The organism is Idiomarina sp., assembly GCF_019431395.1.
In the GTDB taxonomy this organism is placed as follows: domain Bacteria; phylum Pseudomonadota; class Gammaproteobacteria; order Enterobacterales; family Alteromonadaceae; genus Idiomarina.
The window spans coordinates 2694045-2715681 of record NZ_CP080268.1; the positions used below are offsets into that span (position 1 = coordinate 2694045).

The window sequence follows — 21637 nt, forward strand, 5'->3', positions numbered from 1 at the left end:
TCAATGAGTAAAGGGTTGCTGTGGCTGTTAAATAAATTGTGGTTGTCGCTAGCCCTTTTATTAGTGCTGGCGGCGGTTTTAATGAGTGTAATGCGCTACGCATTGCCGCATATTCCCGATGTTTCCGCGCAAGTAGAGGCAGAGTTAGAACAACGTCTGCAACAGCCCATTGAGATAGAAACCCTTGCTATGTCATGGCACCGTCAGGGGCCCGCACTTGATGTAACCGGCGTAACGCTAAAATCCGGCGAGGATGCGCCGGTACAATTCCAGGTCGATGAGATATCGGTGGTACTGGACTTCTGGCAGTCGTTGCTGCAACGGCAGTTGGTGGCTCAGGAGTTTATTCTTAACCAGGCAACTATTGCTATCGATTTACGCTCACTGCAGTCTGATAGCGACCAACCCGTCAGCTTCACACGCTTTGAGAACCTGTTTTTGCAACAGCTGGAGAGGTTTTCGTTAACTGACAGCGAACTTAATGTCATCAACCTGGCGGGTAATCGCCGCTCAGTAGTTATCGAAAAATTATCCTGGCTGAACCAGGGGAATCGACATCAGGGCGTCGGTCAGTTTAGGGTGCGTGATTTTACCCGCAATAGCCTCGATTTTATTATCCAGCTGGAAGGTAACCAACTTAGTACAGTGGATGGACAGATCTATGTCGATTCACGGCAGATCGATATCAGTCCCTGGCTGGAGCAACAACTAACCCGAGTCGATATTACCCAGTCGAATGTCAACTTTACCAGTTGGCTGACGCTGGTGGACGGAGATATCTCCAGTGGCTTGTTGCAACTGCGTGATAATCAGGTGACGGCTAGAGTAAACGAGCGCGATATTGCCTTACATATTGCCAAAGGTACTGTTGCTATCGAACCACAACAGCAGGGCTGGCTGTTAAATGTAAAACCGTTGACCGTAGAGATTAATCAACAGCCAATCAACTTGCCACTAATTAGCTGGCAAAGTCAGCCGAATTTGCAGCAACTGAGTGCTAAAAAGCTACCCATACCGAAACTATTGAGCGCCTTGCCGTTGCAAGACGACAGTTTAAGTACTTCGCTGGCAGGGCTTGCCGGCAGCATGGATGTGTGGCTGCAGCGCGATGCCGTAGGTGATGCATATTGGCAGGTTCACAGTGATGATTTAGCAAAGTCGAATGAGGACGGCAGCGCGGCCTTTTCACCGCTTTCGTTAACTATACAAGGGAAAAATGCGCAATTCGGTACTTGGTTAGTTGCCGCTGACTCATTGCAGTTAGAAAACACGGCATTAGCGGAGCAGCCCTGGGATTTTGATGATCTGCGATTAAATGGTCACTGGCAACGACAGGGCGAACAGTGGCAGACGAGTCTGCAACAAGGACAAATCACCTATGCGGACATGCCGCTGGCGCTATCCGGACGATTGCTTGGTGGTGGGAGTGATTTAGCCACCAATGAGGCACCACAGATCGAGTTAAAGGTAAGCAGCCAGGCTGAGTTCTCGGTTGCTACGGCACGACAACTGTTACCTTCTGTTATGGGGCGGGGCGTAAAGAATTATTTAACCGAGGCCCTTCAGGGAGGCGTCATTGCCGGACTGGAAGCGGTTTGGCGGGGACCAGTCAACGAGTTTCCTGATGCAGATATGAATGGCGTGTTTAATGCTCGAGTAGATTTTGCTGGGTTAGACTATCGCTTCCGGCCAGAGTGGCCGGCATTGCAGCAGACACCGATTCGACTCGACTTTTATCAAGCGGGTTTGTTTATGTTCACCGATGGCGGCAAGCTTATGGATGTTCAGATCGATGAAGTATCCGCCAGCATCCCGGAACTAACCAACGCGTCTACCGGGCTGCAGTTAACCAGTTCGGTGAGCGGGCCTGCTGCTAGTATAGAGCCTGTTTTTGCTGCTTCTCCGTTAACATCCGTGGCTGAAACCTTACGCCAGGTGCAACCCCGAAGCCGTGTTGCTGGTCAATTTAGTTTAGATATCCCATTTGATGGTTCGCGTGAAGTCGATGTCAGGGTTAACACTGACCTAACCGACCAATCGTTTTATGTGGCGGCGATAGATCAGACATTCAGGGCCCGAGAAGGTGAACTGGTCATTCATAATGCACAAGTGCAAAGCGAAGAACTCGTGCTGGAATGGTATGGCATGCCGATTACCACTGAAGTCGTCGGCAGTAGCGGTGACAGTGACTACTTACTTACCGTAGATACGTCGCTCGACTGGCAAGTTGAGCCTTTATTGGATGCATTACCCAGCCAGGGCTGGCAAAAATATTTTTACGGTGCGGTCAATGGCAGTGGTCAATTGCAACTGACACTGGGGGATACCATCGAGTCGCAATGGCGTTCGCAATATGATTTAACCGGCCTACAGTCAAATTTGCCGCAGCCATTGGCTAAAGAGTTTGGCGAAAACTGGCAATTAGGGATTAATTTGAGCGGCAATGATCAGCAGCTGCGGCTAAATGCTAACGTCGCCGATCGTTTAAGCTGGAACAGCCGTTGGCAGCCGGGTAGTAAGCAATGGCAATCTGCGCAGTTAGTCATAGGCAAGGAACCCACTCAACAAAAAGCCAAACTTGCGCAACGCAGTGATGCATTTGTGATATCCGCCCAGTTACCGCAGCTCAATGTCGGTGAGTGGTATGATCTAGTTTATTTCTTACAGCAGAATCAGAATGGTGAGTCGACAAATTCAGGGCCGTCGTTTACACCTGACTACATTCTTGCAAGCACGCCGCAATTAAACTGGGCCGGGCAAACATTTGTCGATGCCGAGTTAGAGGTCTGGCCGAGTAATCAGCAGTGGTTTGGCCGTGTCTTTGCCAACGATTTGGCATTAGATGTAGCGATACCCGAAGATTTTCTGCAACAGCCCATCGTGGTAAATGCCGACTTTATCCAGTTATCATCGTCGCTGGGCGTGAATTCGACTAATAATTTGCGCGAAAAAGAAGCTCAGTGGCAATGGGTTAAACGACTGCCGGCAATCGATATTAACTGCAAAACCTGTAAACTTGATGATAAAAGTTTTGTTGATCTTAATGCAGAAGTACGGCCCATAAACGGTGGTATTGAATTATCTAAGTTTTCCACCCAAAGCAATAATTCAAGCTTACAGGCGTCCGGTTATTGGCTGGTTGCTGACGGTAACCCGGTAACGCAAATCAGTGGTAACTTACAAAGTGAAGATTTTGGTGATCTGCTGCGTGAATACGGTTTAGAAACGGCCATACGAGACAGTTCCGCAACGCTTGAGTTTGGCTTAAATTGGCAGGGCCATCCGCATCAAGTTGACTTTACCAGCTTGGGCGGCTCTATGCAGTGGCAACTAGGGCAAGGCTACCTCGCCGAGGTAAGTGACGGCGGTGCGCGATTATTTTCGCTATTGAGCCTAGATGGCATTTTACGCAAGCTAACCCTCGATTTTCGTGACATCTTTTCGCAAGGCATGTTTTATACCGAGCTCAGCGGGAGCGTGCAGCTAGCTAATGGCATTGCAACCACCAACGATACCCAACTACTGGGCTCTGCCGGGAACATGGAGATTACCGGCACTACTAACCTGGTAACCAACGCATTAGATTATCATTTAACCTATGCACCAAAAGTGACCTCAAGTTTGCCGGTGATACTGGCGTGGATGGTTAACCCGCCCAGTGGACTTGCCGCCTTGTTGATTGATAAGGTGTTACAGGACGCAGAAGTTATTTCACAGTTGCGTTATCAAGTCACTGGTACTATCGATAACCCACAGGTAACAGAGGTTGAGCGTGATAGTCGACCAGTTGATATTCCGCAACTAGAATCAGAGCCGCAAAGCCAGCAGCTTGAGGAGGGCAACGATGCATCCCGTTCTAACGGCAATCCAGCTAACCAGCCTTAAAACGCCGGAGCAAAATCTGGCAAAAGTAGAAGCACTTGCGGCTGACTTACCTAAAAACCGGCCTCAGTTGGTCGTTTTACCTGAGGCATTTAGTTGTTTTGGTGCCGGTGACAAAGCGCAATTAGCGATGGCGGAACCGGATGGACAAGGCCCTGTGCAGGAGCGATTGGCTGCTATCGCGAAAAAGCATCAAATTACCTTGATTGCCGGGACTATCCCCCTGCAAGGCAGTGGTGCTGATGAGGGCAAGCGCTTTGCTGCAGCCTGTCTGGCATACGGACCCGACGGTGAGCGTTTAGGCCGTTACGACAAGATTCATTTATTTGATGTCGATGTTGCAGACAACACAAAGCAGTACCGCGAGTCTAAATGGACCCAGCCGGGCAATTCGATTGTAACCATCGATTGTGGCTTTGCTGTGGTGGGCTTGGCGGTATGTTATGATGTGCGCTTTCCTGAATTATTTAAAGCGTTGCGCCAGGCTGGTGCTGAGATCATCGTGTTACCGTCCGCGTTCACCCAAGTCACCGGGCGTGCGCACTGGCACACATTAGTTCGCTCGCGGGCTATCGAGCAGCAGGTTTATATGGTGGCTCCCGGTCAGGTCGGAGAACATGAGAATGGTCGTCGCACTTATGGCCATTCAATTATCGTTAATGCCTGGGGTGAGATCATTGCCGAACAAGCAGATGGCGAGGGAGTGATAAGTGCTGACTATAACGGCGACGCGGTAACCCAAATTCGGCAACAGATGCCCGTTGCGGAACAAAGCCGTATCGATGTTTCGCTAAAGAAGTAACAAAGAGGTTTCATGACACAACACAGTCAATCGCCACTAACATGGTTAAGCGAGTGGGATATTGATGAACAAGCGTTGCAACAAGCGCTTGCCACACTCTATAGCGGCGATATCGATTTCGCCGACATCTACCTTCAGAATAGCGTCAATGAATCTTGGGTTTTGGAGGACGGAATAATAAAAGATGGTGCGTACCACATCGAGACAGGGATGGGTGTGCGCGCCGTTCAGGGCGAAAAAACCGGCTTTGCCTACGCTGATGAAATTACATTATCGGCGCTGAAGCGGACATGCGAGGCTGCCCGAGGTATATCTCGACAGGGTCAAAGTAAAGTAGCTAAACCGTTGCAATCCAAACAGGTTACTGCGCGCTATCAAGCAATTAATCCGTTGTCGTCGATGACCGAGGGCGACAAAATAGCGTTATTGAAACAAGTTGATGCCCATGCGCGGGCTCAAGATGCCCGTGTGTCACAAGTGGTGGTAAGCCTGGCAGCGAGCTTTGATGATGTTGCAGTGGCTGCTACTGACGGTACTCTGGCGGCCGATACGCGACCGTTAGTGCGGCTAAACTGTAGCGTGATCGCCGAACATAATGGTCGTCGCGAACGCGGTACAGCCGGCGGTGGCGCCCGTGTTGGATACGACTACTTTTTATTGGTTGATGGTAAGCCCAGATGGCAGACCTTCGCTGAAGAAGCGGTACGCCAGGCGTTGGTTAATCTGGAGGCGATTCCTGCCCCGGCCGGGACGATGCCGGTGGTGCTGGGCTCAGGCTGGCCGGGAGTCTTGTTGCACGAGGCTGTGGGACACGGACTGGAAGGCGATTTTAATCGCAAAGGGTCGTCTGCGTACTCCGGTAAAATAGGTGAAAAAGTTGCCTCGGAGCTATGCACCATAGTCGATGACGGAACCCTGGGTGACCGCCGTGGCTCGATGAGTATTGATGACGAAGGCACTGAAAGTGGCTACAACGTGCTGATCGAAAAGGGCGTGCTAAAAGGGTATATGCAGGACAAAATGAATGCCCGCCTGATGGGAATGCCGGTAACCGGGAATGGCCGACGCGAGAGCTATGCGCATTTGCCAATGCCGCGCATGACCAATACCTACATGCTGGCCGGCGAACACCAGCCGGAAGAAATTATCGCCAGCGTTAAACGTGGTATTTATGCGCCTCATTTTGCTGGTGGACAGGTGGATATCACCTCCGGGCAGTTTGTGTTTTCAGCATCCGAAGCTTATTTGATTGAAGACGGTAAAATCACCACGCCGGTTAAGGGCGCAACCTTGATTGGTAATGGCCCGGAAGCGATGTCGCAGGTGTCTATGGTCGGTAATGATCTGGCCTTAGACGAGGGCGTTGGTGTGTGTGGCAAAGATGGGCAGAGCGTGCCGGTCGGGGTTGGACAGCCCACGTTAAAGCTTGATGCCATGACCGTGGGCGGTACTGAGTAAAGCGTAACTGAGCAACAGCTAGCGCATGATCTTACGCAATATAACGAAAACCCGGCGTGACGCCATCGGCGGTTTGTTATGCTCCTGCTGTTGTAGGTGTTCGCCATGCAAGCTTAACAATTCGTCGCGACTGGCTTGCGGATATTGCTGACAAAATTCGTCAATGGCCACTGCGCCTTCTTGAACGATTCGGTCACGCCACTGCTCTATCTCATGGAATTCGGCTACTTCTTTTTGATGGCGACCGTTGAGATCATCAAGTGCGGCTTGAACAGGAGCGGGATCACGCTGGCGCATGAGTTTACCGATAAATTGTAATTGACGGCGAAAGCCTTCGTGCTTTTTCTGAATACGGCGGGCCAGCAAAATGGCATCACGCAATTCGTCGTCCAACGGTATTTGCTTAAGTTGAGTGTCGGTTAGCTTAATTAAATCAGTACCGAGCTTTTGCAGTGCTTCAGCTTCGCGTTTAATTTGCGACTTGCTGATGTGCTGGTCATCATCGCTGGTGTAATCAGTATCGTTATCAGGTGCTGTCATAGTTTATCGTCTTACAAGTAATTAAGCGGTTATTTTAACAGTTTTTGCGGTTTAAGGAGTGCTTTTTGAAATTACAACGCGCAGAGTTGCAACAACAGATGCAACAGGTCGAAGATGCCGTAGCAGAGGCTTTAGCTATTGCAGGCAAGTTGGGCGCGACCAGTGCTGAGTGCTCAATTAGTAAAAGTAGCGGAATTTCCGTCGGTACTCGTATGGGCGAAGTCGAAACCGTCGAATTTAATCAAGACGGTGCTTTGGGCATTTCAGTCTATCGAGATCACCAAAAAGGTTCAGCGTCGACCACTGATTTGTCTTCTGAGGCAATTCATGCAGCAGTAAAAAAAGCCTGTGAAATTGCTAAGCACACATCGGCTGATGAATTTAACGGGCTCGCACCGCAAGCGTTAATGGCGGGCGATATTCCAGAGCTGGATTTATGTCATCCGGGCGACCAAAGTCCGGAATATGCCATTGAACAAGCACTGCGTTGCGAGCGCCACGCGCTATCACTGGATAAGCGTATTGTTAATTCTGATGGTGCGCAGTACGGCTCACATACCGGATTTAAAGTGTATGGCAACAGTCATGGCTTTCTGGGCGGTTATTTGCAGTCACGGCATAATTTAGGCTGTGTGTTAATTGCCGAGCAAGATGGCAAAATGCAGCGCGACATGAGTTATACCGTGGCGCGTAAAACCGATGAGCTGGAGCAAGCCGAAAAAGTCGCTGAGGATGCGGCCAGTGAGACGTTGTCGCGGTTGGGTGCTCGTAAAATTGATACCGCCAAAGTACCGGTCATTTTTAGGGCTGATGTCGCCGGTAGTCTGTTCGGCCATTTAGTGGCCGCGATTAGTGGTGGCAACCTTTATCGCAAGTCGAGCTTTTTACTGGATGCACTAGATACTCAAATTCTGCCGGAATGGCTGACTATTCACGAAGATCCACTGATTGTTGGCGGTTTAGCCAGCAGTCCCTTCGACAATGAAGGCTTAGCGACGCAGGCGCGCGATATTATTAAGGACGGCGTACTACAGACCTACTTACTGACTAGCTATGCGGCGCGCAAACTTAACCGCCAGCCAACCGGTCATGCGGGTGGTATTCATAATTGGCGCATGACGCACTCAGATAAGACCCTGCAGCAGTTGTGCCAGCAAATGGGTACCGGACTATTAGTAACTGAGCTCATGGGGCAGGGCGTTAACCTGGTCAACGGTGACTATTCGCGTGGTGCCGGCGGCTTCTGGGTCGAAAACGGCGAAATTCAGTACCCGGTAGAAGAGATAACCATCGCCGGTAATCTCAAAGACATGCTGGCAAATATCGTCGAAATTGGTGGCGATGTTGATAAACGTCACGCGTTACACACGGGGTCAGTGTTATTAGATGAGCTTCGTATTGCCGGTGTTTAGTTCACTAATAGCCTAAGCCGAAAGTAACAGGGTTGCTGTGCCAAGGAAGGCAAAAATACCTACCACGTCCGTGACTGTTGTCAGGATAACACCGCCTGCCAGCGCCGGATCAATGTCGAACTTCTTCAAAATCATCGGCACAGTAACACCTGCGAGTGCCGCTGCCAGTAGGTTGGCCATCATTGCAAACGCAATAATTGCCCCCACCAGCCAGCTTTGCATCCATAGTGCTACCACAGCGGCAATCAAAATAGACCAAATGACGCCGTTGAGGGCACCTATTGCAAGTTCTTTACCGATCAGCCAGCGCGAGTTGCTGGTGCCGATATGACCCAATGCCATACCACGAATGACCAGCGTTAACGTCTGGCTACCGGCAATACCGCCCATGCTGGGCACAATGGTGTTAAGAATGGCTAGTACGGCCATTTGCGCAAGAATGTCTTCGAACAGCGAGCTGACCATGGCAGCCAGTAAAGCCGTTACCAAATTAATCGCTAACCATACGGTGCGGCGGCGGGTACTTTTCAGAACCGGGGCAAAGGTGTCTTCATCATCTTCTAAACCCGCCATGCTCAGCATCGAGTGTTGAGCCTCTTCGCGGATAATATCGACCACGTCATCAATGGTAATACGACCAACAAGCTGTTGTTCGGAATCAACTACAGGTGCTGATACCCAGTCAAAGCGCTCGAATAATTTGGCGACTTCGGTTTCGTCCATATCAACCGGGACACTAACGACATCCGCCGACATGATATCGCTGACCAGCCGACTGGGATCGACGGTAACCAATCGGGCAAGCGAAATTTCACCGATCAGTTTGTCGTTGCGATCGGCGACATAAAGCATGTCAGTCGCTTCCGGCAGTTCGCCTTTAAGGCGTAAATAACGCAATACAACATCAACGGTAACGTCCGCACGAACTGTGATAGTGTCGGTATTCATAATACCGCCGGCACTATCTTCATCATACGAAAGCGCGGTCTCGGCGCGTTCGCGGTCGCGCTCGTCCATTGATTTTAATACTTCTTGATAAACCTGGTCGGGCAGGCCTCGCAGAACATAGGCAAGGTCATCGGTATCCATGCCCTCGGTTGCTGCAGCCAGTCGCTCCGGGGCCATCTGCCGGATTATCGACTTCTGAACTTCTTCAGATAGTTCTTCTAGAATTTCACCGTGTTCGTCAACATCAACCAGTTTCCAGACTATCGCCCGGTTCTTCGGCGGTGAAGACTCCAGCAGTAATGCCACGTCGCAGGCTGGCATATTGTGCAGCATACGCCGCGCAGCCACGTACATACCGTCCGCTAAGGCAGCATTAACCTCTTGAATACGCTGCATGGCATATTCTTTATCGGACAGCTCGGCGATCATGGTTATTGTTCTTCCTCAAAGCGCTGTGCAAATAGTCCGGTAATGGCAGCCAGGGCGGCTTCCGCATCCTCGCCGTCGGCGCATACCTCTACCTCCTTGCCTTGTTTGCCGGCTAATAGCATCAGGCACATAACGCTGGCAGCATCCACCTTCTGGCCATCTTGTTCTACGGTGATGGTCGCGTCAAAACGTTGTGTTAATTGTGCGAGTTTGGTGGCGGCTCGTGCATGCAACCCAAGTTTATTACGAATAATCAGGGTTTTACAATGTATTGTCATAGCTCACCTGTGCTATTTTTTGGTTTCGCGGTGTCGAACCTGAACATTTATCGCTGTTTGTTTAAACCGTTCAGCCAATTGCTCGGTGATATAGACCGAGCGATGTTGTCCGCCGGTACAGCCTGTTGCGATGGTTAAATAGCTGCGATTACTGCGCTGAAAATGCGGAATCCAGGTGGCAAGGAAGTTTTCGACTTGATGGATGTATTTCGCCACCAACGGTTGTTGCCGAAAGTAATGTTGTACGTCTTCGTCCAGTCCTGATAACAATTTGAGCTCGGGTTGCCAATGAGGATTTGGCAAAATACGGGCGTCAAATACAAAGTCAGCGTCTTTGGGTAAACCGTATTTAAAGCCAAACGACTGAAATACGATAATGAGTTTTTTCTCGGCTTTGCCTAACACCCTTTCAGTGACCTGCTCACTTAACTGATGTAACGACAAATTACTGCTGTCGATACGCCAGGTGGCACGCTCCATAATTGGCTCAAGCACTTTGTGCTCAAGCTGCAGAGCGTCAGTTAGCGGTAGCTCTTTTTGCGACAGCGGATGCAAGCGACGTGTTTCGCCGAAGCGTTGCAGTAGTGTTTGATCATCCGCGTCAATAAACAGAATTTCCGGCTCAACGTCTGAGGGTAAAAAGTCGAGCGATTCTAACAGTTCTTCTGAATTCTCTGGCAGGTTACGAACATCAATGCTAATAGCTATACGGTCATACTGAGCCATTACGGCATGAACCAGGGTAGGCAGCAGCGCAATCGGCAAATTATCAACGCAATAGTAACCTAAATCTTCAAGCACCCTTAGCGCGATAGTTTTGCCTGAGCCCGAACGGCCACTAACAATAATTAGCTGCATGATCCGTCGTTACTCTCGTCAACAAAGATGTCATAGAGATCTTTGTCAGATTCGGCTTGTCGTAGCGCGCGAGTACAGACTTTATCGTTCATACGGCGGGCAACCGCGGCAAGCGTTTGTAGGTGATTTTCGTGCTCTGATTCAGGCACCAGTAAGGCAAAAATAATATCCACGGGCTGATTGTCGATAGCATCAAATTCGATAGGTTTTTCTAACGTCAGTAACACAGCGACAGGTTGTGTGGCATTGGCAAGCCGACCGTGAGGAATGGCAATACCCAGCCCAATTCCGGTACTGCCTAAACGCTCCCGATTCAACAAGCTTTCGAAAATATCGTGGCGAGTAATGCCGACCAATTTGGGGGCCGCAATTTGGCTAATAGCCTCGAGTAAACGCTTTTTGCTGGCACCCTCGACTGCACACTTGGTGCAGTCGGGGCTTAATAGTTCAGACAGTTGCATGATTAATGCTTTTTGAGTTTCTCTTTGTGTTTAATAACCTGGCGATCGAGCTTATCAATTAAGCCATCAATTGCCGCATACATATCTTCGTGTTTGGCGTCGGCAAAAATTTCGCCGCCGTTAACGTGCAAATTCGCTTCGGCGATTTGATCCGTTTTCTCAACCTTAAGGATGACGTGCACATTGTTAATGTGGTCGAAATGTCGCTCTAACTTAGCGAACTTAGTATCTACATAGTCACGCAGTGCGTCAGTAATATCAATGTGATGACCGGTCAAATTTATTTGCATAACGTCTTCCTTCTTATAGCTACACGATTTAAAGCAGACTCTTGCGTTGGCTCGAGGACGCGATGTTAAGCGACTCCCGATACTTTGCAATGGTCCTCCTTGCCACTTTGATTCCCTGCTCCGCAATGAGTTCAGCAATTTTACTGTCACTCAATGGTTTGGCGCGATTTTCTGCCGCCACTAACTTCTTAATTAAAGCACGAATAGCAGTACTTGAACACTCACCTCCTGCCTCTGTGTTGACGTGACTGGAGAAAAAATATTTCAACTCAAAAACACCGCGGGGGCTATGCAAATACTTCTGTGTCGTCACCCGCGAAATTGTACTCTCATGCATCTCTACTGCTTCGGCGACATCGTTAAGAACCATGGGCTTCATAGCCTCTTCGCCGTACTCGAAAAAGCCTTGCTGGCGCTGCACGATACAGTTTGCAACTTTAAGTAGGGTATCGTTGCGACTTTCCAGACTTTTAATAAACCAGCGCGCCTCCTGGGTATGCGATTTTATGTAGTTGCAGTCAGCCTCGGATTTGGCCGCTTTGCTAAGCGCCGCGTATTCTTCATTAACCTTTAATTTAGGTACGCTGTCAGGATTTAATTCGACCACCCAGCGGCCTTGTTTTTTTACCACAGACACATCCGGAATAACGTACTCCACCGGTTTTTGCGCCACTTGTTCGCCGGGGTGAGGATGTAACTGTTGGATTAACTGCATACAAGCTTTTAGCTCTGCCTCAGACAGGCGCATTTTGCGCATAATCGTGCGGTAATCACGGTTGCCGAGTAATTCCATGTGTTGCTGAACGAGCTCTATCGTTTGTGTTCTTAACGGGCTTTCTTCTACTAGTTGCTGCAACTGTATAGTTAAACACTCAGCAACGTCGCGCGCGCCAACGCCCACGGGATCAAAATGCTGTATGCGTTTCAGCACCATACAGATTTCTTCCTGGCCAACCTCATCGAGACCGACCGCATCAACTAGCTCGTCGATACTTGAGGTGAGATAACCATTATCATTAATAGATTCGATGATCGCTTCGGCAATGGCGGTGTCTTCATCGCTGAAGTGCGACAGCTGCATTTGCCACAGTAAATGATCCTGCAGTGTTTCGCTGGTTTCGCCCTGGTACACGTCCATTTCGCCCTCAAAACTTTTTCCGTTACCGCTGGTCATCGATGCTGGCGTGGACGAGGTATAGGTATCATCCCAGCTGCTGTCGACCGGCAGGTCATCAGGCAACTGGTCTTTTTTTAATACGTCGGAGGTTTCTTGTTGGCTATCGTCACGGTCGCGTGATGACGCGTTATGTGCCTTACCATCTGCGCCGCCATCTGAGATATCCGATTCGACGTCCAGCAGTGGGTTGCTATCGAGTGCTTCCTGGATCTCCTGCTGCAAATCAAGCGATGACAATTGCAACAAGCGAATTGCTTGTTGTAACTGTGGGGTCATGGTTAATTGCTGACCCATTTTTAGCTGAAGACTTTGTCGCATACGTTAGGCTCCCGGCTCTCGCATCAGTCGTTACTGAATAGGCTTACAGCGTAAATTGTTCGCCGAGGTAAACATCTTTAACCTGTTGGTTTGATAATATACTGTCTGCGTCACCACTGGCAATCAACTGGCCGTGACTGACAATGTAAGCGTGTTCACAAACCGAGAGTGTTTCGCGCACGTTGTGATCAGTAATTAGCACGCCAATACCGCGATTTTTTAAATGTTCGATAATTTTTTTGATGTCTAAGACTGAAATCGGGTCGACACCGGCAAAGGGTTCATCCAGTAAAATAAAGGTGGGATCAGCTGCCAGCGCCCGTGCAATTTCTACCCGGCGACGCTCGCCTCCGGACAGGCTCATCCCCAGGCTGTTGGCGATATGGCCAATGTGGAATTCTTCCAGTAGCGCATCAACTTTTTCTTCACGCTCAACCGCGCTTAGCGATTTTCGAGTTTCTAAAATGGCCATCAGGTTGTCGCGTACTGACAGTTTGCGGAATATCGACGACTCCTGTGGCAAATAGCCAATCCCCCGGCGTGCTCGCTCGTGCATAGGCAACAGCGTTAGGTCAGTGTCATCCAGATAAATCTGGCCTTTATCACTATTAACCAAACCCACAATCATATAGAAGGTGGTCGTTTTACCTGCGCCGTTAGGGCCCAACAAGCCGATGATCTGGCCCTGACTAACCTCCAGGCTGACATCTTTAACCACTTGCCGACGTTTGTAACTTTTTGCTAAATGACGAACCGAAAGCGTAGCCATAAGTTAGCGATTGCCCCCGTTTTGGTCGTCGTTGTCGTCCTTTTTGGTGGGCGTAAAAATGGTTGTTACCCGGTTGTTCTCTGAGCCCTCGCCGCTGGCGCTTAAGGTTTGTTTGGCGAGGTCATAGGTAATAATCTGCGCACTAGAGCGGCTGGCACCCTGGGATACTTGCGCATCACCCACGAGTTCAAGCACTTCGCGCGCCTGATAGTAGGTAATACGTTGCGCTTGAGCGCTGATAGTTGAGCCGTCTTCTAGTTGCTGGGTATAGGTTGCAGGGTTTCCTTCGGCAATGAAGGTATCTGCTTGCTGCTCGTTATTACGCAGCGCTTCAAGGCGGTCGGCTTTTATGACAAGCGACCCCTGGGTTACTGTTACGTTATCGGTTAGCAACAACTTATTATTTTTGATATCCAGTTCTTCATGGCCGGCTGTCAGCTCAATCGCTTTAGAAAAGTCCGCTTCGCCCTGTGCAAATACGGCGCTACTGAACAGCACAACAAGGCCGCTAACGAGGCTCAAATACGGTCTTAACATGTCGATTTAACTCCATCTTTTCAGCATATAGGTCAGCTTTTAAACCATCTCCACGGATAGTTAATTGCGGACCAAATAACGTTACTGGATAGTCGGTACGCATACTTTCAGCTGCCATATCGATAACCAGGTATTCTGTAATTACCCTTTGTATTGCAGTATCAGGCTGTAGCGAAATGATTTCAACTCCGCGTTCCAGAATCAGCGTTTGGTCATCGTAAAATGTACCTTGCTCGGCGCTGATCTGCCATGTTGCTAAGTCATCCTGGGTGTATACCGTGTAGGTGGGCTGAGTCAGCTCGGTCAAGCCAATTTGGATATAATGCGCCATGCCTTCGGCATCTAGCTGGTGTGCTAAGTCACCGCCGGACTCAAATAAACGTGTCTGCAAGCCGCGTGCGGTGAAGTCGGGCTGCATGACTTGCGAGCGTCGCTCACTGCCTTCGCCGTCGCCACTGCTGAATGGGCGCCAGACCAATAGTACCCCGGCACCAAAAAGTAGCAGTAAGATTAGCGCGACACGTCTGTTCACAGACTAATTCCCTCGGCTTGACGTAATTGACCGTTAGCTAATAGCAGTAGGTCACAAACTTCTCGCACCGCACCGTGACCACCGACACAACGGGTAATGTAATCGGCTCCCTGCTGCACCGCTGGATGCGCGTCATTAACGGCGATACCCAGGCCGCAGCGTTGAATCAATGCTAAATCCGGAACATCGTCGCCAACATAAGCCACCTGACTGTCATGCAGCGAAAGCTGCTGTAATAACTGCTGGTAAGCGACTGTTTTGTCCGACTGGCCCTGAAAAATATGTCCGACACTTAAATGCTGCATGCGGCGTTCAACAATGTATGACTCGCGACCGGTAATAACAGCGGTCTCGAAGCCGGCATTGGCCAGCGCTTTCATGCCAAAGCCGTCACGGGTATGAAAGGCTTTGAATTCTTCGCCGTCGTTACCTAAGTAAATACGTCCATCCGAAAACACGCCATCGACGTCCAGGATAAGTAATCGTACCTGCCGGAATTTATCCAGTAACGATTGCTCAATGTCGCCGTACCAGGTGTTGATCATTTTCATTAGACCACTCCAGCCTGCAGTAAATCATGCATATTCATCGCGCCGACCGGTTTGCCGTCTTCGTCAATAATGATGAGGCCGTTGATTTTACGGTCCTGCATAAGCTTTAACGCTTGCGCGGCTAACATATCGGCATTGGCGGTGGTGCAGGAGCGCGTCATAACCTGGCTGATACCGGTACTATGCACATCAATGCGATTATCAAGAATACGGCGCAGGTCACCGTCAGTAAAAATCCCTGCCAACCGCTGGTTATCGTCAACGATAGCCGTCATGCCCAGGCCTTTGCGTGACATCTCTAACAGGGCTTCGCTAATCAATGCTGATTTATGCGTAACGGGAACTCGCTCACCTGTATGCATCACGTCTTGCAAGCGCAGTAGCAGGCGTTTACCCAGCGAGCCCCCCGGGTGTGATAAGGCAAAGTCGTCTGCGGTAAAGCCGCGGGCTTTAAGCAATGCAACAGCCAAGGCGTCACCCATAACCAGCGTAGCAGTGGTTGAAGCCGTTGGCGCCAAGCCCAACGGGCAGGCCTCCTGCTCGACTTTAATACACACATGAACGTCGGCAAGGCGGCTTAACGTCGACTCAGGATTGCCGGTCATGGCTACCAGTTTAACGCCCAGGCGTTTTATCACCGGAATAATGTTTAAGACCTCAGCCGTCTCGCCGCTATTGGATATTGCGATAACAACATCATGCTCGGTGACCATGCCCAAATCGCCGTGGCTCGCTTCGCCGGGGTGCACAAAAAACGATGGGGTTCCTGTCGATGCCAGGGTGGCAGCAATTTTGCCGCCGATATGACCTGATTTGCCCATCCCGATTACAATAACGCGTCCGCGACAGTCAAATAACGTCTGACAGGCACGGTCAAAATTGACATCGAGATACTGTTGTAGATCGTCGATAGCTTGCCGTTCAATTTCAAGCACTTCTTTACCGAGTGCTTTAAAATCTTCGGTGATTTGCTGCATGCTTTTTTTCCTAATTCTGTTGCTTAGCTTAATGATACGTTATTTGACCTATCTGTGCCTACCATGAAGTCAGTTCTGTGAACTTTCGGCTATTGCTTTTATGGCATATTTTAATTACTATACCATCCAGACGGTTTATAAAAGGTGGCTGAATTCTATGGCAGGTCGTCCAAGTAGTCGTGACGTGATTATCGGTGCAGCGGAAAAGCTTGTTGCCGAGCAGGGCGCAGCGCATTTGACGTTCGATGCCTTGTGCCAGGAAACCGGCATTAGCAAAGGCGGGTTACTTTACCACTTTGCCAATAAAGACGCGCTATTGGCTGCCATGTTAGAGCGTATGGTGGCGCAATTTGACCAGTTACGCGCGCATTTTCGTGATCAACTCAATGATGACCCGCGTAAAGAACTAAAAAGCATATTGCTGGCCTCGTTAAATAGTGACGCCGAGTGTGCACAGCTCAGTAGCGGTATGTTAGCCGTAGCTGCTAATAACCCTGAATTACTTGAGCCATTACAAAGCCACGTGCGACAAACGTTTGAGACGATAAAAAACGCCACAGCGGATTCGCAGTTGGCGGAATTATTGTTTTTCTCAGTTCACGGTGCGCGTTTATTTGAGCAATTGCAATTGTGCCAGCACTGCCAGGCCGATCGAGAGCAGTTTGCGCAAAAATTAATGGTTTTGGTTGATAGTATCGGCGACACCGATTGATTCGATTAACTGATACGTTTTGCAACATTTTTACAGTTATTGATTAGACGCTTACAGGCTAAACTACGTAAGCTTAATAGAAACTAAAAAACAGGAAGCACAGTGAGCAATTTTGTTGAGCTGAACAATGTGCATTTTGCCCATGGCGAGCGTTCAATATATGAAGGCTTGTCATTAACTGTGCCGAAAGGCAAAACAGTTGCTGTGATGGGCCCCAGTGGCATCGGTAAAACGACATTACTGCGCTTGATCGGTGGCCAGTTAAAACCAACCTCGGGCAGCATAAAGGTGGCTGGTGAGGAAGTACCGGCGTTGTCACGAAAGCCGTTGTATGAACTGCGCAAGCGCATGAGTATGTTATTCCAAAGCGGCGCATTGTTTACCGACATGAGTGTTTTTGACAACGTTGCGTTTCCGCTGCGTGAACATACCGACTTACCTGAAACACTCATTCGTAGCATTGTCATTATGAAGCTTGAAGCCGTCGGATTGCGCGGCGCACGTCATCTGATGCCGGCTGAGCTATCCGGTGGCATGGCGCGAAGGGCGGCGTTAGCACGTGCCATTGCGTTGGACCCGGATTTAATTATGTATGACGAACCTTTTGCCGGGCAGGACCCTATTTCAATGGGCGTTATAGTCAAACTAATTAAGTCACTCAATGACTCACTTGGCTTAACCTCGATTGTAGTAACACACGATGTCGATGAAGTGCTCAGTATTGCAGACTACGCTTATATTATTGCCGACAAACGCGTGGTTGCAGAAGGTGAGCCGAAAGCTCTGTTAAGCGACAGTACGGCTATTGTTAAACAGTTTTTGCATGGCGAAGCCGATGGACCGGTTGCGTTCCATTACAGTGACGACGACTTTGCAACGGATTTGCTAAAGGGGGCGCAATAATGGAAATGCTACGTCGTCTGGGTAAGAAGTCGTTGGATCAAGTTGCCGGAATTGGTTACGCACTGGCGATGCTGATGAATGCGCTTATTGGTAAGCCAAATCCACGTAAGTCATTGCCTCTTTTTATTCAGCAAATGTATGTGGTTGGCGTATTATCGCTGTTAATTATTATTGTCAGTGGCCTGTTTATCGGCATGGTACTGGGCTTACAAGGTTACACCATTTTGGTTGACTATGGCGCCGAACAGTCGTTGGGGCCCATGGTCGCTCTGTCGCTGTTGCGTGAGCTGGGGCCGGTTGTCACAGCGCTATTATTTGCGGGACGTGCAGGTTCTGCGCTTACAGCTGAAATTGGATTAATGAAAGCAACTGAGCAGTTGTCGAGCCTGGAAATGATGGCGGTTGATCCGCTGCGGCGCGTTGTTGCACCGCGTTTTTGGGCGGGCTTTGTCAGTATGCCGTTGTTAGCGCTGATATTCTCAGCAGTAGGTATTTACGGTGGCTATTTGGTTGGTTCAGGCTGGCTGGGAGTCGACGAAGGTGCCTTCTGGTCGGTTATGCAGTCGTCTGTCGATTGGTATGACGATCTGTTAAACGGGATACTTAAGTCCATCGTATTTGCTTTTGTTGTTACCTGGATTGCTCTTTATAAAGGATATCGCGCGGTGCCAACCTCTGCCGGTATCAGTACCGCAACAACGTCTACGGTAGTGACTGCATCGCTCACTATTTTAGGTCTTGATTTTATTCTTACAGCTTTGATGTTTGGTGGGTAGAAAACCATGGAATCACGTAAAACACAGATTTGGGTCGGTTTATTTGTCGTATTAGGTGTGCTGGCGCTGTCATTTATAGCACTGCGCGCTGCCAGCGGCAGTGCGGCAACGGCAGGAGAAACTTACACGCTGTATGCCAAGTTCGATAATATCGGCAGTTTAAAAGTTCGTTCACCGGTAAAGGTGGGTGGGGTTGTTGTTGGCCGGGTCAGTCAGATATCGCTAACTGGGGAATATTATGAACCCACAGTAGAAATGGAAATTAGCGCTGATTACAGCCAATTTTCAGAGACCAGTTCGTTATCAGTTTTGACCTCGGGCTTATTGGGTGAGCAATATCTTGGACTGCAGCCAGGCTTTATTGATGACACCGTGGGTATGCTGGAAGACGGCGATACCATTAGCGATACTAAGTCAGCATTGGTGTTGGAACAGTTAATTGGCCAATTCTTATTCAGCCAGGGCAACGACTAATTTAAGGAGTAGTAACATGAAAACCTTAGTGATTTGGGCAATTAGTGCATTGATGCTGGTGGCTCCCGCGTCGGCAGAGTTGATAAAAGACGATAATCCGTACCGTCTGCTTGAGAAGGTTGCCGAGCAGACGTTTCAACGTATCGCCAACGAACGCGATATGATTAATGAAAATCCAGATCACCTTAAAGTGATTGTAGAAGACGAGCTGATGCCCTACGTGGATAATATTTTTGCTTCGAAAAAGGTACTTGGACGTTACTTTAAGGATACCAGCAATGAACAGCGTCAGGCTTTTTACCAAGCTTTTACAGACTACATTGTTGCAACCTATGCCCGGGCTTTTACACAATATGACGAGACCAAACACGAGGTTGAATTTGTTAATCCTAAAAACGTCTCAGCCAGTGATCGGGACGTAACTGTAGAGACCCGGGTTGTCGAGACAGGACGCGACCCCATTCGGTTAAACTTTCGCGTACGCTACGATGCGGATAGCGAGATCTGGAAAGCATATGACTTAGTTGTCGAGGGTGTTAGCCTGCTTTCCAGCAAACAAAGCGAAATTAACGCGGTGATCCGCTCGCGCGGTATCGACAACACCATAGAGTTGTTGAATAACAAAGCGCAGCAACCGATTCGTCTTGATGATGAAGTTGATGTACCGGCCTAACAGGGGCAGCTAATGAGTGATATTACCTTTGCCATCGAGCAGCAGGTACTAACCATCAGTGGTTCGTTAACGCGGCATACAATTCCGTCCATCTGGACAACGTGGCGGCAGGCGATCAGTGCTGATAAGGTAACAAAAATCGATCTCAGTGACGTCTCTAATGTTGATACGGCCGGGGTTGCGCTGTTGCTGGACCTGGTTAAAGAACAGGGGCTTAGCGACATCAGCTGTGTTGGCGCCAACCAACAGTTACAACAAATTGCCGCAGTCAGTGGCGTTGAGGGCGTGCTTTCGTTAAGCTAGCGTCCTAAATGCTAACTGCCTGCAGTAACAAGGGTTAATATAATGGACGCAGAACAAATAGAAAATGTACTAAAGGAACAAATCGAACTGGCGGAAGTGCACGTTAAACTCGATGGTGCCAACGTTAACATCATCGCAGTGGGTGACGTTTTTGAGCCGTTATCCCGAGTCAAGCGTCAGCAATTGGTTTACGCGCCTCTCAAGCCTCTAATTGCTGACGGGACGTTGCACGCAGTATCCATAAAAACCTACCTTCCTGCCGACTGGGCGCGCGATAAAAAGCTCGTCATGCCACAGGGTTAACTGCACGCATGGACAAATTTCATATTAATGGTGGGCATCGCTTGGTTGGCGATGTCACCATATCCGGTGCCAAGAATGCAGCATTGCCAATCTTGCTAGCGACGGTTGCCGCAAGCGAACCCGTCACCATCAGCAATGTACCGCAGTTACATGACGTTAAAACGACACTTAAATTGTTACAGACGCTGGGCATTGATCACAGTGGCATTACACAAGGTCAGGTGACCATCTCGCCGGCGTCACTGCAGCAAACTATTGCACCATACGAGTTAGTCAAGACGATGCGCGCGTCGATTCTGGTATTAGGTCCGTTACTGGCTCGTACCGGTGAGGCGGAAGTATCTCTTCCCGGCGGCTGCGCTATCGGGGCTCGGCCAGTGAACCTGCATATTGAAGGACTGCGCCGAATGGGCGCACAGATCACGGTTGAAAATGGCTATATCAAGGCGCAGGTTGACGGGCGTCTGCAGGGCGCACAGATTTTGATGGATACGGTTAGTGTAACCGGCACTGAAAACCTAATGACAGCCGCAACCCTGGCTGACGGCAAGACGGTGATTGAGAACGCGGCAAGAGAGCCGGAAATTATCGATCTGGCCAACTTTCTAAATACGCTGGGCGCCGACATTAAAGGAGCCGGTACTGACACTATTACCATCAATGGGGTCGAACGACTTCACGGTGGTAGCTACTCCGTTATGCCCGATCGTATCGAAACCGGTACGTTTTTGGTGGCAGGGCTAGCAACTCAGGGTGACGTAACCTGTCGAAATACCGATCCGGACTGCCTTGATGCAGTGTTAAAGAAACTTGGCGAAGCTGGCGCGCAGATCGAAAAAGGGGACGACTGGATCCGGATACGTGCTGATAAGCGTCCGCAACCGGTTAACATTATTACCGCACCTCACCCGGCATTTCCAACCGATATGCAGGCACAGTTCTGCGCTTTAAACTGTATTGCGGAGGGCAGTGGATGGATTCGTGAGACGATTTTTGAAAATCGTTTCATGCATATTCCCGAACTACGCCGTATGGGGGCTCAGGTCGAATTAGAAGGTAATACCGCGATTAGTAAAGGCGTTCTTGAGCTAACCGGCGCGGAAGTTATGTGTACTGATTTACGCGCGTCGGCGTCACTGGTTATTGCGGGGCTGGTTGCAAAAGGCCAAACGGTCGTGGAGCGCATTTACCATATCGATCGGGGCTACGAGTCCATCGAAAACAAATTACGTCAGTTAGGCGCTGACATTGAACGCGTTAGCAGTTAACGCCCG

24 protein-coding genes are annotated in these 21637 nt (G+C 49.5%); 12 read left to right on the forward strand and 12 right to left on the reverse strand.

Annotation, left to right across the window (positions count from 1 at the left end; translation table 11 throughout):
• The first annotated feature begins 3 nt into the window (after positions 1-3).
• From KZ771_RS13040 to tldD, 3 genes are read left to right on the forward strand one after another with little or no spacing between them, the layout of a single operon-like run.
• Complete coding sequence (locus KZ771_RS13040; protein ID WP_290653868.1) at positions 4-3885, forward strand: YhdP family protein; 3882 nt, start codon at positions 4-6, stop codon at positions 3883-3885.
• Positions 3845-4684, forward strand: coding sequence for a carbon-nitrogen hydrolase family protein (locus tag KZ771_RS13045; RefSeq protein ID WP_133539788.1), 840 nt, complete (start codon positions 3845-3847; stop codon positions 4682-4684). Before KZ771_RS13040 ends, KZ771_RS13045 begins: the two co-directional genes overlap by 41 nt.
• 12 nt (positions 4685-4696) lie before the next feature.
• Positions 4697-6142 (forward strand): metalloprotease TldD, encoded by a 1446-nt coding sequence (gene tldD, locus KZ771_RS13050; protein WP_133539786.1) that lies wholly within the window; start codon positions 4697-4699, stop codon positions 6140-6142.
• Between the two features lie 18 nt (positions 6143-6160).
• Here tldD and yjgA read toward each other — a convergent pair whose 3' ends face one another.
• Positions 6161-6682 (reverse strand): ribosome biogenesis factor YjgA, encoded by a 522-nt coding sequence (yjgA, locus tag KZ771_RS13055; RefSeq protein WP_133539784.1) that lies wholly within the window; start codon positions 6680-6682, stop codon positions 6161-6163.
• Positions 6683-6747: 65 nt separating this feature from the next.
• Between yjgA and pmbA the strand changes: the two genes are divergently transcribed.
• Positions 6748-8094 carry a metalloprotease PmbA gene (gene pmbA / locus KZ771_RS13060; RefSeq protein ID WP_290653869.1) on the forward strand — a complete coding sequence of 449 codons (1347 nt, stop codon included), beginning with the start codon at positions 6748-6750 and terminating at the stop codon, positions 8092-8094.
• 12 nt (positions 8095-8106) lie between these two features.
• On the opposite strand, the gene mgtE is transcribed toward pmbA, so the two are convergent.
• Genes mgtE through KZ771_RS13115 form a run of 11 tightly spaced genes read right to left on the reverse strand, consistent with a single transcriptional unit; the run spans position 8107 to position 16219 of the window.
• The gene (gene mgtE, locus KZ771_RS13065) at positions 8107-9471 is read right to left on the reverse strand and encodes a magnesium transporter (protein ID WP_133539780.1); all 1365 of its coding nucleotides are present in this window, start codon (positions 9469-9471) and stop codon (positions 8107-8109) included.
• Positions 9472-9473: 2 nt separating this feature from the next.
• Positions 9474-9749 carry an HPr family phosphocarrier protein gene (locus KZ771_RS13070; protein WP_290653870.1) on the reverse strand — a complete coding sequence of 92 codons (276 nt, stop codon included), beginning with the start codon at positions 9747-9749 and terminating at the stop codon, positions 9474-9476.
• A 12-nt stretch (positions 9750-9761) separates the two neighbouring features.
• Positions 9762-10607, reverse strand: coding sequence for an RNase adapter RapZ (gene rapZ, locus KZ771_RS13075; protein WP_290570786.1), 846 nt, complete (start codon positions 10605-10607; stop codon positions 9762-9764).
• The gene (gene ptsN, locus KZ771_RS13080; protein ID WP_133539774.1) at positions 10598-11068 is read right to left on the reverse strand and encodes a PTS IIA-like nitrogen regulatory protein PtsN; all 471 of its coding nucleotides are present in this window, start codon (positions 11066-11068) and stop codon (positions 10598-10600) included. Before ptsN ends, rapZ begins: the two co-directional genes overlap by 10 nt.
• Positions 11069-11070: 2 nt before the next feature.
• Positions 11071-11358: a ribosome hibernation promoting factor gene (gene hpf / locus KZ771_RS13085; protein WP_133539772.1), complete on the reverse strand. Its 288-nt coding sequence runs from the start codon at positions 11356-11358 to the stop codon at positions 11071-11073.
• Positions 11359-11386: 28 nt separating this feature from the next.
• On the reverse strand, positions 11387-12853 hold the full coding sequence (locus tag KZ771_RS13090) for an RNA polymerase factor sigma-54 (protein ID WP_290653871.1): 1467 nt from the start codon (positions 12851-12853) through the stop codon (positions 11387-11389).
• A 43-nt stretch (positions 12854-12896) separates the two neighbouring features.
• Positions 12897-13622: an LPS export ABC transporter ATP-binding protein gene (gene lptB, locus KZ771_RS13095; RefSeq protein WP_133539768.1), complete on the reverse strand. Its 726-nt coding sequence runs from the start codon at positions 13620-13622 to the stop codon at positions 12897-12899.
• Positions 13623-13625: 3 nt separating this feature from the next.
• The gene (gene lptA, locus KZ771_RS13100; protein ID WP_133539766.1) at positions 13626-14159 is read right to left on the reverse strand and encodes a lipopolysaccharide transport periplasmic protein LptA; all 534 of its coding nucleotides are present in this window, start codon (positions 14157-14159) and stop codon (positions 13626-13628) included.
• Positions 14131-14691, reverse strand: a complete 561-nt coding sequence (gene lptC, locus KZ771_RS13105; protein WP_290653872.1) for an LPS export ABC transporter periplasmic protein LptC — start codon at positions 14689-14691, stop codon at positions 14131-14133. Before lptC ends, lptA begins: the two co-directional genes overlap by 29 nt.
• Positions 14688-15236 carry a 3-deoxy-manno-octulosonate-8-phosphatase KdsC gene (kdsC, locus tag KZ771_RS13110; protein ID WP_290570870.1) on the reverse strand — a complete coding sequence of 183 codons (549 nt, stop codon included), beginning with the start codon at positions 15234-15236 and terminating at the stop codon, positions 14688-14690. Before kdsC ends, lptC begins: the two co-directional genes overlap by 4 nt.
• A gap of 5 nt (positions 15237-15241) precedes the next feature.
• On the reverse strand, positions 15242-16219 hold the full coding sequence (locus tag KZ771_RS13115; protein ID WP_290570776.1) for a KpsF/GutQ family sugar-phosphate isomerase: 978 nt from the start codon (positions 16217-16219) through the stop codon (positions 15242-15244).
• A gap of 157 nt (positions 16220-16376) precedes the next feature.
• Here KZ771_RS13115 and KZ771_RS13120 point away from each other — a divergent pair, with 157 nt between their 5' ends.
• The 8 genes from KZ771_RS13120 to murA all read left to right on the forward strand — a co-directional run bounded on the left by KZ771_RS13120 (position 16377) and on the right by murA (position 21631).
• A complete protein-coding gene (locus KZ771_RS13120) occupies positions 16377-16931 on the forward strand; it encodes a TetR/AcrR family transcriptional regulator (RefSeq protein WP_290653873.1) in 555 nt (184 codons plus the stop codon).
• Between the two features lie 102 nt (positions 16932-17033).
• Complete coding sequence (locus tag KZ771_RS13125) at positions 17034-17834, forward strand: ATP-binding cassette domain-containing protein (RefSeq protein WP_290653874.1); 801 nt, start codon at positions 17034-17036, stop codon at positions 17832-17834.
• The gene (mlaE, locus tag KZ771_RS13130) at positions 17834-18610 is read left to right on the forward strand and encodes a lipid asymmetry maintenance ABC transporter permease subunit MlaE (protein ID WP_290653875.1); all 777 of its coding nucleotides are present in this window, start codon (positions 17834-17836) and stop codon (positions 18608-18610) included. Before KZ771_RS13125 ends, mlaE begins: the two co-directional genes overlap by 1 nt.
• A gap of 6 nt (positions 18611-18616) precedes the next feature.
• Positions 18617-19084, forward strand: a complete 468-nt coding sequence (gene mlaD, locus KZ771_RS13135) for an outer membrane lipid asymmetry maintenance protein MlaD (RefSeq protein ID WP_133539752.1) — start codon at positions 18617-18619, stop codon at positions 19082-19084.
• Positions 19085-19100: 16 nt separating this feature from the next.
• A complete protein-coding gene (locus tag KZ771_RS13140) occupies positions 19101-19757 on the forward strand; it encodes an ABC transporter substrate-binding protein (protein WP_290653876.1) in 657 nt (218 codons plus the stop codon).
• A gap of 12 nt (positions 19758-19769) precedes the next feature.
• Positions 19770-20060 (forward strand): STAS domain-containing protein, encoded by a 291-nt coding sequence (locus KZ771_RS13145; protein WP_290653877.1) that lies wholly within the window; start codon positions 19770-19772, stop codon positions 20058-20060.
• Positions 20061-20102: 42 nt separating this feature from the next.
• Positions 20103-20363 (forward strand): BolA family protein, encoded by a 261-nt coding sequence (locus tag KZ771_RS13150; protein ID WP_133539747.1) that lies wholly within the window; start codon positions 20103-20105, stop codon positions 20361-20363.
• An 8-nt stretch (positions 20364-20371) separates the two neighbouring features.
• Positions 20372-21631 (forward strand): UDP-N-acetylglucosamine 1-carboxyvinyltransferase, encoded by a 1260-nt coding sequence (murA, locus tag KZ771_RS13155; protein WP_290653878.1) that lies wholly within the window; start codon positions 20372-20374, stop codon positions 21629-21631.
• The last annotated feature ends 6 nt before the right edge of the window (positions 21632-21637 follow it).